Origin of the sequence: Methylomonas sp. TEB (assembly GCF_047777895.1) — a bacterium.
In the GTDB taxonomy this organism is placed as follows: Bacteria; Pseudomonadota; Gammaproteobacteria; order Methylococcales; family Methylomonadaceae; genus Methylomonas.
Map to the genome: position 1 here is coordinate 911,463 of NZ_CP180476.1, position 15,569 is coordinate 927,031.

At 45.7% G+C, this 15,569-nt stretch carries 21 protein-coding genes; all 21 read left to right on the top strand.

The features are described 5' to 3' along the window. Nucleotides 1-10: 10 nt before the first annotated feature. The 21 genes from rpoC to rpsH all read left to right on the top strand — a co-directional run bounded on the left by rpoC (nt 11) and on the right by rpsH (nt 15,560). Complete coding sequence (gene rpoC, locus ACMXD4_RS04105; RefSeq protein WP_415879945.1) at nt 11-4,222, top strand: DNA-directed RNA polymerase subunit beta'; 4,212 nt, start codon at nt 11-13, stop codon at nt 4,220-4,222. 150 nt (nt 4,223-4,372) lie between these two features. After that, nucleotides 4,373-4,747 carry a 30S ribosomal protein S12 gene (gene rpsL, locus ACMXD4_RS04110; RefSeq protein ID WP_013820393.1) on the top strand — a complete coding sequence of 125 codons (375 nt, stop codon included), beginning with the start codon at nt 4,373-4,375 and terminating at the stop codon, nt 4,745-4,747. A gap of 13 nt (nt 4,748-4,760) precedes the next feature. Continuing rightward, a complete protein-coding gene (rpsG, locus tag ACMXD4_RS04115) occupies nt 4,761-5,231 on the top strand; it encodes a 30S ribosomal protein S7 (protein WP_415879946.1) in 471 nt (156 codons plus the stop codon). Nucleotides 5,232-5,255: 24 nt separating this feature from the next. Continuing rightward, entirely contained in the window at nt 5,256-7,349 is a 2,094-nt protein-coding gene (fusA, locus tag ACMXD4_RS04120; RefSeq protein WP_415879947.1) for an elongation factor G, read from the top strand. Between the two features lie 26 nt (nt 7,350-7,375). Continuing rightward, nucleotides 7,376-8,566 carry an elongation factor Tu gene (gene tuf / locus ACMXD4_RS04125; RefSeq protein WP_033156112.1) on the top strand — a complete coding sequence of 397 codons (1,191 nt, stop codon included), beginning with the start codon at nt 7,376-7,378 and terminating at the stop codon, nt 8,564-8,566. A 5-nt stretch (nt 8,567-8,571) separates the two neighbouring features. Continuing rightward, complete coding sequence (gene rpsJ, locus ACMXD4_RS04130) at nt 8,572-8,883, top strand: 30S ribosomal protein S10 (RefSeq protein WP_020484801.1); 312 nt, start codon at nt 8,572-8,574, stop codon at nt 8,881-8,883. 30 nt (nt 8,884-8,913) lie between these two features. After that, nucleotides 8,914-9,564 (top strand): 50S ribosomal protein L3, encoded by a 651-nt coding sequence (gene rplC / locus ACMXD4_RS04135; protein ID WP_415879948.1) that lies wholly within the window; start codon nt 8,914-8,916, stop codon nt 9,562-9,564. 3 nt (nt 9,565-9,567) lie between these two features. Continuing rightward, complete coding sequence (rplD, locus tag ACMXD4_RS04140) at nt 9,568-10,188, top strand: 50S ribosomal protein L4 (RefSeq protein WP_415879949.1); 621 nt, start codon at nt 9,568-9,570, stop codon at nt 10,186-10,188. Between the two features lie 2 nt (nt 10,189-10,190). Then, a complete protein-coding gene (gene rplW / locus ACMXD4_RS04145) occupies nt 10,191-10,484 on the top strand; it encodes a 50S ribosomal protein L23 (RefSeq protein ID WP_415880818.1) in 294 nt (97 codons plus the stop codon). Between the two features lie 33 nt (nt 10,485-10,517). Further along, nucleotides 10,518-11,345: a 50S ribosomal protein L2 gene (gene rplB, locus ACMXD4_RS04150; protein WP_415879950.1), complete on the top strand. Its 828-nt coding sequence runs from the start codon at nt 10,518-10,520 to the stop codon at nt 11,343-11,345. 12 nt (nt 11,346-11,357) lie between these two features. Next, nucleotides 11,358-11,630 carry a 30S ribosomal protein S19 gene (gene rpsS, locus ACMXD4_RS04155; protein ID WP_415879951.1) on the top strand — a complete coding sequence of 91 codons (273 nt, stop codon included), beginning with the start codon at nt 11,358-11,360 and terminating at the stop codon, nt 11,628-11,630. A gap of 9 nt (nt 11,631-11,639) precedes the next feature. Next, nucleotides 11,640-11,972, top strand: coding sequence for a 50S ribosomal protein L22 (gene rplV / locus ACMXD4_RS04160; protein WP_033157220.1), 333 nt, complete (start codon nt 11,640-11,642; stop codon nt 11,970-11,972). A 9-nt stretch (nt 11,973-11,981) separates the two neighbouring features. Then, nucleotides 11,982-12,653: a 30S ribosomal protein S3 gene (gene rpsC / locus ACMXD4_RS04165; RefSeq protein WP_415879952.1), complete on the top strand. Its 672-nt coding sequence runs from the start codon at nt 11,982-11,984 to the stop codon at nt 12,651-12,653. 19 nt (nt 12,654-12,672) lie between these two features. Continuing rightward, the gene (rplP, locus tag ACMXD4_RS04170) at nt 12,673-13,086 is read left to right on the top strand and encodes a 50S ribosomal protein L16 (protein ID WP_033157218.1); all 414 of its coding nucleotides are present in this window, start codon (nt 12,673-12,675) and stop codon (nt 13,084-13,086) included. After that, entirely contained in the window at nt 13,086-13,277 is a 192-nt protein-coding gene (gene rpmC / locus ACMXD4_RS04175) for a 50S ribosomal protein L29 (RefSeq protein WP_415879953.1), read from the top strand. Before rplP ends, rpmC begins: the two co-directional genes overlap by 1 nt. A 2-nt stretch (nt 13,278-13,279) precedes the next feature. Continuing rightward, nucleotides 13,280-13,543 (top strand): 30S ribosomal protein S17, encoded by a 264-nt coding sequence (gene rpsQ, locus ACMXD4_RS04180; protein WP_171696508.1) that lies wholly within the window; start codon nt 13,280-13,282, stop codon nt 13,541-13,543. A 27-nt stretch (nt 13,544-13,570) separates the two neighbouring features. Further along, entirely contained in the window at nt 13,571-13,939 is a 369-nt protein-coding gene (gene rplN, locus ACMXD4_RS04185) for a 50S ribosomal protein L14 (RefSeq protein ID WP_013820378.1), read from the top strand. Nucleotides 13,940-13,949: 10 nt separating this feature from the next. Then, nucleotides 13,950-14,267 carry a 50S ribosomal protein L24 gene (gene rplX / locus ACMXD4_RS04190; protein WP_171696507.1) on the top strand — a complete coding sequence of 106 codons (318 nt, stop codon included), beginning with the start codon at nt 13,950-13,952 and terminating at the stop codon, nt 14,265-14,267. A 12-nt stretch (nt 14,268-14,279) separates the two neighbouring features. Beyond that, the gene (gene rplE / locus ACMXD4_RS04195) at nt 14,280-14,819 is read left to right on the top strand and encodes a 50S ribosomal protein L5 (protein ID WP_415879954.1); all 540 of its coding nucleotides are present in this window, start codon (nt 14,280-14,282) and stop codon (nt 14,817-14,819) included. An 11-nt stretch (nt 14,820-14,830) separates the two neighbouring features. After that, nucleotides 14,831-15,136 (top strand): 30S ribosomal protein S14, encoded by a 306-nt coding sequence (gene rpsN, locus ACMXD4_RS04200; protein ID WP_033157213.1) that lies wholly within the window; start codon nt 14,831-14,833, stop codon nt 15,134-15,136. Between the two features lie 28 nt (nt 15,137-15,164). Beyond that, nucleotides 15,165-15,560, top strand: a complete 396-nt coding sequence (gene rpsH, locus ACMXD4_RS04205; RefSeq protein WP_033157212.1) for a 30S ribosomal protein S8 — start codon at nt 15,165-15,167, stop codon at nt 15,558-15,560. Nucleotides 15,561-15,569: the final 9 nt, after the last annotated feature.

The window sequence follows — 15,569 nt, forward strand, 5'->3', positions numbered from 1 at the left end:
GGATAAGCTCTTGAAAGATTTAATGAATTTCTTAAAACGTCAAGGTCGTACAGACGATTTTGACAATATCCGCATTGGATTGGCTTCGCCGGACATGATTCGTTCATGGTCTTATGGTGAAGTGAAAAAGCCTGAGACAATCAATTACCGCACCTTTAAACCGGAACGTGACGGCTTGTTTTGCGCCAAGATTTTCGGACCCATCAGCGACTATGAGTGCTTGTGCGGTAAATACAAGCGCCTAAAGCATCGCGGCGTCATCTGCGAAAAATGCGGCGTCGAAGTTACCTTGTCTAAAGTACGCCGCGAACGAATGGGCCATATCGATTTGGCCAGCCCGGTGGCGCATATTTGGTTTCTGAAATCACTGCCTTCCCGGATTGCTTTGCTGTTGGATATGACATTGCGTTCGATCGAACGGGTGTTGTATTTTGAAACATTCGTCGTGATTGATCCGGGCATGTCTCCGTTGGAGAAAGGCCAGCTTCTGACCGACGAAGAATATTTGAACGCTGTTGAAGAACACGGCGACGATTTCGTTGCAAAAATGGGTGCCGAGGCGATCTATGATTTGCTCAAGTCAATTGATTTAAAAGAAGAAATCAACACGCTACGTGAAGAAATCAACGCGACGAATTCCGATACCAAAATCAAAAAATATTCGAAACGGCTGAAAGTTATCGATTCTTTGCTGGCTTCTAATAATCGTCCGGAATGGATGATTATGACGGTCTTGCCAGTATTGCCACCCGAGTTGCGTCCATTGGTGCCATTGGATGGCGGTCGTTTCGCAACCTCCGATTTGAATGATTTATATCGTCGGGTAATCAACAGAAATAATCGCTTAACACGCTTGCTGGATTTGAACGCGCCTGACATCATCGTTCGCAACGAAAAACGCATGCTGCAAGAGGCTGTCGATGCCTTATTGGATAACGGTCGCCGCGGTCGTGCTATCACCGGTAGCAACAGACGTCCTTTGAAATCTTTGGCCGATATGATCAAAGGTAAGCAAGGTCGTTTCCGGCAGAACTTGTTGGGCAAGCGCGTCGATTATTCCGGACGGTCGGTTATCGTGGTGGGGCCGACATTAAGGCTCCATCAGTGCGGTTTGCCGAAAAAAATGGCTTTGGAGTTGTTTAAACCTTTCATATTCAGCAAATTGCAGTTGCGTGGCTTAGCGACGACGATCAAAGCAGCCAAGAAAATGGTGGAACGTGAAGGTGCGGAAGTATGGGATATTCTTGAAGAAGTAATTCGTGAGCATCCGGTATTACTAAACCGTGCTCCGACGTTGCATAGATTAGGTATTCAAGCATTTGAGCCGATTTTGATCGAAGGTAAAGCCATTCAGTTGCATCCCTTGGTCTGTAGTGCGTTCAACGCCGATTTCGACGGCGACCAAATGGCCGTGCATATTCCGTTGTCTATTGAGGCGCAGTTGGAAGCGCGTACCTTGATGATGGCAACTAACAATATTTTGTCGCCCGCCAACGGTGAGCCTGTAATCAATCCATCTCAGGACGTGGTATTGGGCTTGTATTACATTACACGTGAAAAAATTAATGCGGTAGGCGAGGGTAGTGTATTTGGCGATTTGTCAGAGGTAATGTTAGCGCTTGACGCTAAAGCTGTTGAATTGCAAAGTAAAATAGAAGTGCGCGTCACCGAGAAATTGAAAACTCCGGAAGGCGACTTCGAAACCATAGTCAGCAGAAAGAAAACTACGGTAGGGCGCGCAATCGTTTGGGGTATTGTGCCAGACGGTATGCCTTACGAATTGGTCAACGTCGACATGACCAAGAAGAATATTTCCCGGTTGATCAACTATAGCTACCGCTATCTCGGTATCAAAGAAACCGTGATGTTGGCAGACAAGATCATGTACCTGGGATTTAAATATGCCACGCGCTCCGGAGTGTCTTTCGGTATCGAAGACATGGAAATTCCCGTCAAGAAAGCTGACATCATTCGTTCCGCCGACGCCGAGGTTAATGAAATTCAAAACCAGTACGCCTCCGGTTTGGTTACGGACGGTGAGCGTTACAATAAGGTTGTTGATATTTGGTCTCGCGCCAATGATCAGGTCGCGAAAGTAATGATGGAAGGTTTGGGTGAAGACGAAGTTGTCAACTCAAAAGGCGAGAATGTAAAACAAAAATCGTTCAACTCCATCTTTATGATGGCCGAGTCCGGTGCGCGGGGTTCCGCCGCACAGATTCGCCAGTTGGCGGGTATGCGGGGTTTGATGGCTAAACCGGATGGCTCCATTATTGAGACGCCGATTACTGCGAACTTCCGTGAAGGCTTGGACGTATTACAGTACTTTATTTCAACCCACGGTGCTCGCAAAGGCTTGGCGGATACCGCGCTGAAAACCGCTAACTCGGGTTATTTGACTCGACGTTTGGTCGACGTCGCACAGGATTTGGTGATTGCTGAATCTGATTGTGGTACACAAAACGGTCTGACCATGATGCCGATTATTGAAGGCGGGGACGTGGTTGAGCCTTTGGCAGATCGGGTGTTGGGAAGAGTCGCGGCGATAGACGTAACCGATCCTGCCGGCAATAATATTTTGATTCCTGCCGGCACCATGATTGACGAAAATTTGGTCACGGTTCTGGAAGATAATGGCGTTGACAAGATGTTGGTGCGCTCTGTGATTACTTGCGAATCGCGGCAAGGTGTTTGTGCCAAATGTTACGGGCGTGATTTAGGGCGCGGTCATTTGGTTAACATTGGTGAAGCCGTGGGCGTTGTGGCGGCACAGTCAATTGGTGAACCTGGTACTCAGCTGACGATGCGGACCTTCCACATCGGTGGTGCTGCTTCGCGGTCTGCTGCGGTTAGCAACGTGCAAGTTAAATCCAGCGGTACCGCAAAGCTCAATAACCTAAAAACCGTCAAGAACAGAGAGAGCAATCTTGTTGCGGTATCTCGGTCTGGCGAGGTTGGGGTTATGGATGATTACGGTCGTGAGCGTGAGCGTTACAAAATTCCCTACGGTGCCGTATTGTCGGTGGGTGATGGTAGCCCGGTCAGTGCTGGGGATATTATCGTGAACTGGGATCCGCATACTCACCCGGTTATCACCGAGGTAGACGGTTTTATTCAGCTGATTGATTTTATGGACGGGATCACCGTTCAAGAGCAGTCAGATGATGTCACTGGCTTAACCTCGCGAGTGGTTACGGATCCTAAGCAAAGAAGCTCAGCCGGTAAAGAGTTGCGGCCTATGGTTCGTCTTCTTGATGAGCAAGGGGGGCAAATCAATTTGCCGGGTACTGATATTCCAGCTCAATACTTTTTACCAGCAGGCGCTATCGTTGGGGTTAAGGACGGTGGGGAAGTAAAGGTTGGTGACGTTTTAGCGAGAATTCCGCAAGAATCCAGTAAAACGAGGGATATTACCGGTGGTTTGCCGCGGGTTGCTGATTTGTTTGAAGCGCGTAAAACCAAAGACCCTGCTATTTTGGCGGAGGCAACCGGTATGGTCTCCTTTGGTAAAGAAACTAAGGGTAAGCAGCGCGTCATCATCACGGATTCGGAAGGCGAGCAATACGAAACCCTAATTCCAAAGTGGCGGCATATCACCGTATTCGAGGGTGAGTTTGTTGATAAAGGCGAAACCATCGCTGAAGGTGAGCTGACCCCGCATGATATTTTAAGACTGCGCGGTATCGAAGAATTGGCCGACTACCTGGTAAAAGAAATTCAAGATGTATATCGTCTGCAAGGTGTAAAAATCAACGACAAGCATATTGAGGCAATCATCCGCCAAATGCTCCGAAAAGTCGAGATTACCGCCTCTGGAGACACGGATTTCGTCAAAGGAGAACAGGTCGAACGTACCATGATTAACTTAGTGAACGACCAAGTTGAACGTGAAGGTAAGATTCCGGCTAGTTACGATTCGTTGTTGCTGGGTATCACGAAAGCATCGTTGGCCACCGAGTCATTTATTTCGGCGGCGTCGTTCCAAGAGACGACTCGGGTGTTGACAGATGCGGCGGTAAGAGGTATCAGCGATAGCTTGAATGGCTTAAAAGAGAACGTCATTGTTGGTCGTCTCATACCTGCGGGTACTGGTTTGGCTTACCATGAACAACGACGTCAGAGAAGAGCGGCGGACTCTGGTTCCGGTTCAGAAGCTTCTACCCAGACCATTGAAGCGGTCGATGTGGAGGAAGCGTTGAAACAAGCTTTGAATGTAGAGTAGAGAACCTTAAAAAGGCTTGACCTAGGTCTATTGTAAAGGTATTATGCTCTGCTCACATCAGCCAATAGGTTTGGGCGGAGCTGTATTGATCTGTGATCGCACAGATTCTTTTATTGCTTATTAAACATTGCATATTCGGAGTAGTTAAGAATGGCCACGATCAATCAATTGGTCCGTAAGCCTCGTGCTAAAAAAATAGAAAAGACTAACGTTCCGGCGTTGGAGGCTTGTCCGCAAAGGCGCGGGGTTTGTACCAGGGTTTACACCACAACCCCGAAAAAGCCGAACTCGGCTTTGCGTAAAGTTGCGAGGGTGCGGCTGACCAATGGGGCGGAAGTAAGTAGCTATATCGGCGGTGAAGGACACAATCTTCAGGAGCACTCTGTGGTGCTGATTCGGGGTGGTCGTGTGAAAGATTTGCCTGGTGTGCGTTATCACGTGGTTCGGGGGAGTCTCGATACTTCTGGTGTTAAGGATAGAAAATGTGGTCGCTCCAAATATGGCGCGAAAAGACCTAAGAAATAAAGGTTGATAACAGATGTCAAGAAGAAGAGTTGCTGCAAAAAGAGTCATCAATCCAGATCCGCGTTTTGGTAGTGATATGCTGTCAAAATTCATGAATATGATTATGGAGGATGGTAAGAAGTCTGTCGCTGAGAAAATTGTTTACGGTGCTTTGGATGTTATCGAAGGTAAAGGTCATAAAGAATCTTTAGATTTGGTTGCAAAAGCATTGGAAAACGTTCAGCCGCGCGTTGAGGTTAAGTCGCGCCGGGTTGGTGGTGCTACTTATCAGGTGCCTGTCGAAGTGCGTCCTGCCAGAAGGGCGGCGCTGTCGATGCGCTGGTTGATTGATGCGGCGCGTAAGCGTAATGAAAGAACCATGGCGGCTAAGTTGGCGGGTGAGTTGTTGGATGCCTCTGAGGGTCGAGGAGCGGCTGCAAAGAAACGCGAAGACACGCATAGAATGGCTGAAGCTAATAAAGCGTTTGCTCATTATCGCTGGTAAGAAAAGTTAAGCAGGGTAGTTGTTGTGGTTCGTAAAACGCCTATAGAGCGTTATCGTAATATAGGCATTATGGCGCATATAGATGCCGGAAAAACAACCACGACCGAGCGGATACTGTTTTACACCGGGGTTTCGCACAAAATGGGCGAGGTCCATGATGGTGCTGCGACAATGGATTGGATGGAGCAAGAGCAGGAGAGGGGTATAACAATCACTTCTGCTGCGACTACGTGCTTCTGGTTGGGAATGGAAAAGCAATACCCGGAGCATCGAATTAATATTATAGATACGCCTGGGCATGTCGATTTCACTATAGAAGTGGAGCGGTCTTTGCGTGTTTTGGATGGTGCGTGCGCTGTTTTTTGTGCGGTGGGTGGGGTGGAGCCTCAGTCGGAAACGGTCTGGCGCCAGGCAAACAAATACCATGTGCCAAGGCTGGCATTTGTAAACAAGATGGATCGTTCCGGTGCAAATTTTTTGCGCGTCGTCGAGCAAATTAAATCTCGGCTTGGTAGCAATGTAATTCCAATGCAATTGCCGATCGGGGCGGAAGAGAACTTTAAAGGCATTGTAGATTTGCTGAAAATGAAGGCAATCTATTGGGAAGATGCCAGCATGGGTGTGAGTTTTACGGAAACGGAAATTCCAGCAGAAATGGAAGAATCTGCTGTAAATTGGCGCGAGCGAATAATTGAAGCCGCTGCGGATGCGTCCGAAGAATTAATGGATAAATATCTTGAAAAAGGTGTTTTGACAAACGAAGAAATAAATCTGGGTATAAGGGCGCAGGTTCTGCAGAATAAGTTGGTTCCGGCTTATTGTGGGTCGGCTTTTAAGAACAAAGGTGTGCAGTGTGTTCTTGATGGTGTGATTGAATTTTTGCCATCCCCTCTCGATATAAAGCCTGTAGAAGGTCTGTCAGATGCTGGCATTAGTTCGACTCGTAGCGCTTCTGATGATGAGTCCTTCTCAGCGTTAGCATTTAAAATAGCCGCTGACCCATTTGTTGGAACCTTGACATTTTTTAGGGTTTACTCCGGTTTGGTAAAGTCTGGAGATGCGGTTTTAAATGCCGGTAAAGGTAAAAAAGAAAGAATAGGACGCATTGTTCAGATGCACGCCAATAGTCGCGTCGAAATCAATGAAGTGAGGGCTGGCGAGATCGCTGCCCTGATCGGGCTGAAAGACGTCACCACCGGTGATACTCTTTGTGATATTGAAAAGCCAATTCTGCTTGAGAAAATGGAGTTTCCTGAGCCTGTAATTGCTGTGGCTGTTGAGCCTAGGACAAAAGCTGATCAAGATAAAATGGGTGCTGCGCTGGCTAAGCTTGCGCAAGAAGATCCCTCCTTTAGAGTTGGTAGCGACCCTGAGTCGGGTCAGACAATAATTTCAGGAATGGGCGAATTGCATCTTGAAATTATCGTTGACCGGATGAGAAGGGAGTTTAATGTTGCCGCAAATGTTGGGGCGCCCCAAGTTGCTTATAGGGAAACTATAAAGCGTGCTGTGGAATGCGAAGGAAAATTCATCAGGCAATCTGGGGGCAAGGGTCAATACGGGCATGTTTGGCTCCGGTTGGAGCCAAAAGAGCCGGGCACTGGTTATGAATTTGTGAGTGAGTTGGTTGGCGGTGCTATTCCCAAGGAGTATATCCCGGCCATAGACAAGGGTGTGCAAGAGCAAATGGAAAATGGCGTTTTGGCAGGTTTTCCGGTTGTTGATGTAAAGGTTAGTTTATTCGATGGTTCATATCATGATGTCGATTCGAATGAAATGGCTTTCAAGATAGCAGGATCTATGTGTTTCAGGGATGGAGCTAAGACTGCAAATCCTGCGTTGCTTGAACCTATTATGAAAGTCGAGGTGGTAACGCCCGAAGATTATATGGGTGAGGTAGTGGGTGACATTAATCGACGGAGAGGTGTCATTCACGGAATGGAAGATGTTCCGGCCGGAAAGGTAATAGAGTGCGAAGTCCCTCTTGCCGAAATGTTCGGTTATGCCACGGATCTTAGGTCGGCGACTCAGGGCAGAGCAACGTACAGTATGCAGTTTGAAAGATATAACGAAGCACCTGCAAGCATTGCGGAAGCGATTATTAGAAAAGTATCTTAAATTTTTTACATATCAGGTATTGAATCATGGCTAAAGAAAAATTTGAAAGAAAGAAACCGCACGTAAACGTAGGCACCATTGGTCACGTTGACCACGGTAAAACCACATTGACAGCGGCATTAACAAAAGTCATGGCGGAGCTGCAAGGCGGCGAAGTTAAGGCTTTTGATCAAATCGACAACGCCCCGGAAGAACGTGCGCGCGGTATAACCATTTCTACGTCACACGTAGAGTACGAATCAGCCAACCGCCACTATGCCCACGTTGACTGCCCTGGTCACGCTGACTACGTTAAAAACATGATTACCGGTGCTGCCCAAATGGATGGCGCGATTTTGGTTTGCTCTGCTGCGGACGGTCCTATGCCACAAACGCGCGAGCACATTCTGTTGTCACGTCAAGTCGGTGTGCCTTACATTGTTGTGTTCTTGAACAAGGCCGATATGGTAGATGACGCTGAGTTGATTGAGCTGGTTGAAATGGAAATTCGCGAGCTGTTGAATCAATACGAATTCCCAGGAGACGACACGCCCATTATCGTTGGTTCCGCATTGAAAGCTTTAGAAGGCGAGCAAAGTGAAATTGGTGTACAATCCGTAGTTCGCTTGGTTGAAGCGTTGGACAGTTACATTCCTGAGCCAGAGCGTGCGATCGACGGCAAATTCTTGATGCCTATCGAAGACGTGTTCTCAATTTCAGGTCGCGGTACCGTAGTAACCGGACGTGTTGAGCGGGGCATCATCAAAGTAGGCGAAGCCGTCGAGATCGTCGGCATCAAAGATACCGTTCAAACAACCTGCACAGGTGTAGAAATGTTCCGCAAACTGCTTGATCAAGGTCAAGCGGGCGATAACGTCGGTGTACTGTTGCGTGGTACTAAAAGAGAAGACGTGGAACGTGGTCAAGTACTGGCGCATGTGAATACCATCAAGCCACATGCGCACTTTAAAGCAGAAATATATGTGCTGTCTAAAGAAGAGGGTGGTCGTCATACTCCATTCTTTAATGGCTACCGTCCGCAGTTCTACTTCAGAACGACCGACGTAACCGGTGCGGTAGATTTGCCAGAAGGCGTGGAAATGGTTATGCCTGGCGATAACATCGCCGTTACCGTAAAACTTATCTCACCGATTGCGATGGAAGACGGCTTGCGTTTTGCGATTCGCGAAGGTGGTCGCACCGTGGGTGCGGGTGTTGTTGCTTCTATTATCGAGTAATCAAGATGGCTAATCAAACTATCAGAATCCAATTAAAAGCCTTTGATCATAAATTGATTGATCAGTCGGCGGGTGAGATAGTAGAAACAGCAAAGAGAACGGGCGCCCAAGTAAAGGGCCCCATTCCTTTGCCTACTAGAAAAGAACGTTTTACTGTATTGATTTCACCGCATGTTAACAAAGATGCTCGTGATCAATATGAACTGAGAACTTACAAGAGGTTGCTTGATATCGTTGAGCCAACCGATAAGACCGTTGACGCCCTGATGAAGTTGGATCTGGCGGCTGGGGTTGATGTTCAAATTAAGCTTAAATAGCAGCAAGTAATAATTTAGAGGGATTGGCAGATGTCAATAGGTCTTATTGGTCGTAAATGTGGTATGACCAGAATATTTTGCGAAGATGGCTCTTCGGTACCAGTTACCGTACTTCATGTGGACTCCAATAGAGTCATACAGGTGAAGAGCGTTGAAACTGATGGTTATCGCGCTATTCAGGTAGCGGCGGGTGATGTGAAGTCTTCAAAAGTCAACAAAGCAATGGCTGGGCATTACGCATCTGCCAATGTGACCGCTGGACGTGGTTTGTGGGAATTTAGACTGACCGAGAGCGAAGCCGCCGAGTTTTCGGCAGGTGCAGAGTTAAAAGTTAACGTGTTTGAGGCTGGGCAGGTAGTAGATGTGTCCGGTACAAGTATCGGTAAAGGCTTTGCAGGTACTGTTAAGCGCCATAACTTCAGAACGCAAGACGCGACACACGGTAATTCACGCTCCCATCGGGTGCCTGGATCTAGTGGTATGAACCAAACTCCGGGCCGCGTGTTTAAGGGTAAAAAAATGTGCGGGCATATGGGAGCGGTTAAAACTACGATACAGAATTTGACTATCCATGCTGTAGATGCTGAGCGGAGCCTGATTTTAGTCAGAGGCGCTGTGCCTGGTGCCAAGGGTGGTGATGTAGTTATCACGCCTGCAGTAAAAATGTTAAATAAAGGTTAATTTATGACTTTGCAAATACCTGCAATCAATAATCAAGAGTCTGCACAGGCGCTAGATGTCTCCGAGTTAGTGTTCGGACAGGATTTTAACGAAACCCTGGTGCATCAACTGGTAACCAAATATCTTTCAGCGGCAAGAGCGGGTACTAAAGGCCAGAAGAATCGTGCTGCTGTGAGTGGCGGTGGCGCTAAGCCATTTCGCCAAAAAGGTACAGGTCGTGCGCGAGCTGGAACAACCAGAAGTCCGGTGTGGCGGACAGGTGGTGTTGCATTCGCGGCTCAACCAAGATCTTTTGACCAGAAGTTGAACAAAAAAATGTACAAAGTTGGTATTAGATCTATTTTTTCTGAGTTGTTGAGACAGGGCAGGTTGGCTGTATGCAACGACATAACGCCAGCAACACCGAAAACAAAGGAATTTTTGAGTAAGATAAAGGGTATCGATGCAAAAAGACTGCTGGTGGTTGCGGACGACCTAAATGAAAATTTAATTTTGGCAGCGAGAAATATTCCTTATGTAGCGGTAGTCACTCCAAGTAGTGTGGATCCAGTGTCTTTGTTTTCAGCGGATAAGGTGATTGCGACGGCAACAGCGCTGAAACAGATTGAGGAGCGTTTGGCATGAGTATTGAGCAGATCAAATTAGCAAGTGTTTTGTTTGCGCCAATTGTGTCGGAGAAAAGTTCCAACGCGGCTGATCAAAATAATCAGTTTGTATTCAAAGTTAAAAAATCTGCAACAAAATTGCAGATTAAAAATGCTGTTGAACTGATGTTTGGTGTTGAAGTAGCTGCCGTTCGTGTTCTGAATGTTAAAGGAAAAATAAAACGATTCGGACGAACATTAGGTAAGCGATCCGACTGGAAAAAAGCTTATGTTAAGCTTCAGCCCGGTCATAACATTGAATTAGCGACAGCATAATACTTTAAAGCAAATAAGGAGCGGTAGAAGAGCATGGCTATTCTAAAATCAAAACCGACATCTCCGGGTTCTCGGTTTGTAGTGCGTGTACAAAATAATGATTTGCATAAGGGTAAGCCATTTGCGCAACTACTTGACAAAAAAAGCAACACTGGCGGTCGTAATAATCTCGGCAGGATAACCACTCGACATATTGGTGGTGGACACAAAAAATTCTACCGGATAGTAGACTTTAAGCGCGACAAAACTGATATCCCCGCATTGGTAGAGCGCATTGAGTACGATCCTAACCGAACTGCGAATATAGCGCTGATTCTTTTTAAAGATGGTGAGCGCAAATACATAATCGCCCCAAAAGGGATAGAGGTTGGTCAAGAGATATTGAGTGGGGAAACAACGCCGGTTAAACCCGGCAACTGTATGCCTCTGCGAAATATGCCTTTGGGTACCACAATTCATTGTATCGAGCTAAAGCCAGGAAAAGGTGCACAAATAGCTAGGAGCGCAGGAACCTCTGTTCAATTGGTTGCTAAAGACGGCGCATACGTCACTATCCGGCTGCGCTCAGGAGAGATGAGGAAAGTTCCGTCAGATTGTAGAGGCGTAGTTGGTGAGGTCTCAAACTCTGAGCACAATCTTATTTCGTTAGGAAAAGCAGGTGCGAAAAGATGGCGCGGTGTTAGGCCTACTGTTAGAGGTGTGGCGATGAACCCCGTAGATCACCCTCATGGTGGTGGTGAAGGCAGAACCTCAGGTGGTAGACACCCTGTTTCTCCTTGGGGAACGCCAACAAAAGGCTATAAAACTCGAAAAAACAAACGTACTGATAATATGATTGTCAGACGCCGTAAGCAAAAATAAGAGGTATTTGACGTGCCACGTTCAATTAAAAAAGGTCCATTTATAGATTATCACTTGCTTAAAAAAGTCGAAGAAGCGGTGAGAGCGAATAATAGGAAACCGATTAAAACCTGGTCTAGAAGGTCAATGATCAGCCCTGATATGCTGGGATTGACTATTGCGGTACATAATGGGAAGCAGCATGTGCCGGTATTGATTTCAGAAAATATGGTCGGGCATAAGCTGGGTGAGTTTTCACCTACAAGGACTTATAAAGGCCATATAGCAGACAAGAAATCAAGATAAGGAGTGAATGTGGAAGTTTCGGCTAAATTAAGTAATGCTCCTCTTTCTGCGCAAAAAGCACGGCTTGTGGGGGATCAAATACGCGGGTTACCTGTTGAAAAAGCATTGAATTTGCTTAGTTTCAGCTCTAAGAAAGCTGCTGCGATAATCAAAAAAGTTCTAGAGTCGGCAATAGCTAACGCGGAACATAACGAAAGTGCGGACGTTGACGAATTAAAGGTTTCGACTGTATTCGTTAATGAAGGCAGAACGTTAAAGAGAGTTAGCGCAAGGGCGAAAGGACGTGCAAATCACATCCTAAAAAGAACTTGTCATATAACAATTAAAGTAGCAGAGAAATAGAGGTAGCAAATGGGACAAAAGGTACATCCCACTGGGATTCGTCTCGGGATAGTAAAAGATTGGACTTCGAGATGGTATGCAAATAGCCAGAATTACCCTGTATTTCTATTGCAGGATTTGAAGGTTAGAGAATATATCAAACAAAAGTTAGCTCACGCATCTGTTAGCAGGGTGCAAATAAATCGCCCTGCGAATAATGCCAATATTACTGTACACACCGCTCGTCCTGGGATTGTGATAGGTAAAAAAGGCGAAGATATCGATGTGTTGAGGCAGAGCATATCCGCGATGATGGGGGTTCCTGTCCAATTAAACGTCGAAGAGATTCGTAAGCCAGAGCTTGATGCGTATTTAGTCGCAGAAAGCATAGCTCAACAGTTGGAAAAGCGGATCATGTACCGCCGAGCGATGAAGCGAGCTGTGACGAACACCATGCGTTTAGGCGCTGAAGGTATAAAAATCACTGTTGCTGGCAGGCTAAATGGAGCTGAAATTGCCAGAACAGAATGGTATCGCGAAGGTCGTGTGCCGCTTCATACGTTGCGGGCTGATATTGATTACGGAACAGCTGAAGCGAAAACCACTTACGGAATTATCGGTATTAAGGTTTGGATATTTAAGGGTGAGGTTTTTGATGTGGATGCTCATGCAGCATCGTTGAACGCCGACTCAAAAAAATAGTTGAAGGGGTATATAAGAGATGCTTCAGCCAAAAAGAACAAAATTTCGCAAACAACATACCGGTAGAAATAACGGTACGGCATTGCGTGGTTCGTCAGTGAGCTTCGGGGAGTATGGTTTGAAGTCAGTTAGCCGCGGTAGAATGACCGCCCGGCAAATTGAGGCCGCGAGGAGAGCAATTAGTCGTCACGTGAAACGTGGTGGCAAAATTTGGATCAGAATTTTTCCAGATAAACCTATTACGAAAAAACCATTAGAAGTTCGTATGGGTAAAGGCAAAGGTAGTGTAGAATACTGGGTTGCTCAGATCAAGCCCGGCACAATGCTGTTTGAAATTGAGGGTGTTTCCGAGGAATTAGCGCGAGAGGCCTTCGAACTGGCCGCTGCTAAGCTGCCTGTGAAAACTACGTTCTCTACACGGACAATAATGTAATGAAAGCGAATGATTTAAGAAGCAAAACAAAAGAAGAGTTGAATTCCAGTCTTTTGGAGTTGTCTCGCGAACAGTTCAATTTGAGAATGCAAAAAGGAACTGGGCAGCTTAGCAAGTCGAGTCAAATTAAGCAGGTGAGGCGAGACATTGCCCGCATTAGTACTATTCTAAGTGAAATGGCAAGAGTATAGATATGAGCGAAAATCTAGATACTGTACGTAAGGTAACTGGTCGTGTTGTTAGCAATAAAATGGATAAAACTGCTTCGGTTTTGGTTGAGCGTCTGGTTAAGCACCCTGTGTACGGAAAGTATATAAAGCGATCCACTAAGCTTCTCGTTCACGACGAAAACAATATATGCCAAGAAGGCGATGTGGTTTCTATTACCTCGTGTCGTCCTATTTCTAAGAATAAGGCATTCAAGCTGTTGGAAGTCTTAGAAGCTGCCAATAGATAATCAATAATTTTAGTTGGGATTTTAAAAATGATTCAGATGCAAACTAGCCTTGACGTCGCCGATAACAGTGGCGCAAAAAAGGTCATGTGTATCAAGGTCCTTGGAGGTTCGCACCGCCGCTACGCTGGCATTGGCGACATCATCAAGGTGAGCGTCAAAGACGCAATGCCGCGCACTAGGGTGAAAAAAGGCGATGTATATAATGCCTTGGTTGTAAGAACTCGTAAAGGTGTTCGTAGAGCCGATGGTTCGGTTATACGCTTTGATGGTAATGCCGCGGTAATTTTAAATAACCAACTACAACCAATTGGTACTCGTATCTTTGGGCCGGTTACTCGTGAATTAAGAGGCGATAAATTCATGAAGATTATCTCTCTAGCGCCAGAAGTATTGTAGAGGTCCAAAGATGCAAAAGATTAAGCAAGGCGATGAGGTCATCGTAATAGTTGGAAAAGATAAAGGCAAGCTAGGGAAAGTTAGTAAGGTGCTTGAAGGCCACAAGATATTAGTCGAAGGTATTAACTTAGTTAAGAAGCATCAGCGAGGTAACCCAAATCTCGGTGTTTCTGGTGGTATTGTTGATAAAAACATGCCAATTGACATTTCAAATGTTGCTTTATTTAATCCAAAAACAAAAAAAGGCGACAGAGTAGGTTTTAGAATTCTTGATGATGGAAAAAAAGTCAGATTTTTTAAATCTACGAACGAAAACGTTGGTCTCTAAGGTAATAAGGCTATGGCTAGACTACAAAATAAATATAAAACCGAAATTGTTCCTGCTCTGCAGGAGCAATTTGGCTACAAAACAATAATGCAAGTCCCGAAGCTCACCAAAATAACGCTTAATATGGGCGTTGGTGGTGCTATTGCAGACAAAAAAGTTCTGCAGTCTGCTGTTTCTGATATGGAAAAAATATCAGGACAAAAGGCAGTGATTACATTGGCTAGAAAATCTATTGCTGGGTTTAAGATTCGCGACGACATGCCAATCGGTTGTAAGGTTACTTTACGCGCCGATAAAATGTATGAATTTCTGGATAGATTAATCACGATCTCAATACCTAGAATACGTGATTTTAGAGGTATGAGTTCTAAGAGCTTCGATGGTCGTGGTAACTACTCTATGGGAATTAAAGAACAAATTATTTTCCCTGAAATAGATTATGACAAGATTGATGCGCTCCGTGGTATGGATATTTGTATCACAACAACCGCTGAAACAGATGAAGAAGGTTTAGCGCTGTTGAAATTATTCAATTTTCCATTTAAAAACTAAGGCGTATCGACATGGCTAAAAAATCAATGATTGCGCGCGAAGTAAAGCGTGAAGGCTTGATAAAAAAATATCAGGCAAAGAGAAGTGAATTAAAAGAGATAATCAGGTCTCCGAATAGCTCCTTTGAAGAGAAAGAGAGCGCTCAAGTTCAACTTCAAAAACTACCTAGAGACTCCAGTCAGTCCAGATTGCGTAATAGATGCAATCTGACAGGGCGTCCTCATGGCTACTACAGAAAATTTGGTCTTAGTAGAAATAAATTGAGGGAGGCCACAATGCGTGGCGACGTGCCCGGTTTATCAAAGGCTAGCTGGTAGTTCTGTTTAAGTTTTGGAGAATTGAAAAATGAGTATGACAGATCCAATAGCAGATATGCTAACCAGAATTAGAAATGGTCAATCTGCTGGCAAAAAGAGTGTAAAAATCCCTTCATCGAAGTTAAAGCTGGCTATCGCTAAAGTATTGAAAGAAGAGGGATATATTACTGACTTTAAAACCGAAATTACCGGGTGCCATACAGAAATGACCGTTGAGCTAAAGTATTACAACGGGGTTCCGGTTATAGAGAGCGTTAAGCGAGTTAGCCGTCCCGGGCTTAGAATATACAAGTCTAAAGACGAGTTGCCGAAAGTGCTAGGTGGTCTAGGCATAGCCATAGTTTCAACCTCTAATGGTGTGATGACTGATCGCGCTGCACGTGCTATAGGGCACGGCGGCGAAGTCATTTGCACTGTCTGTTAATTAAAGAGG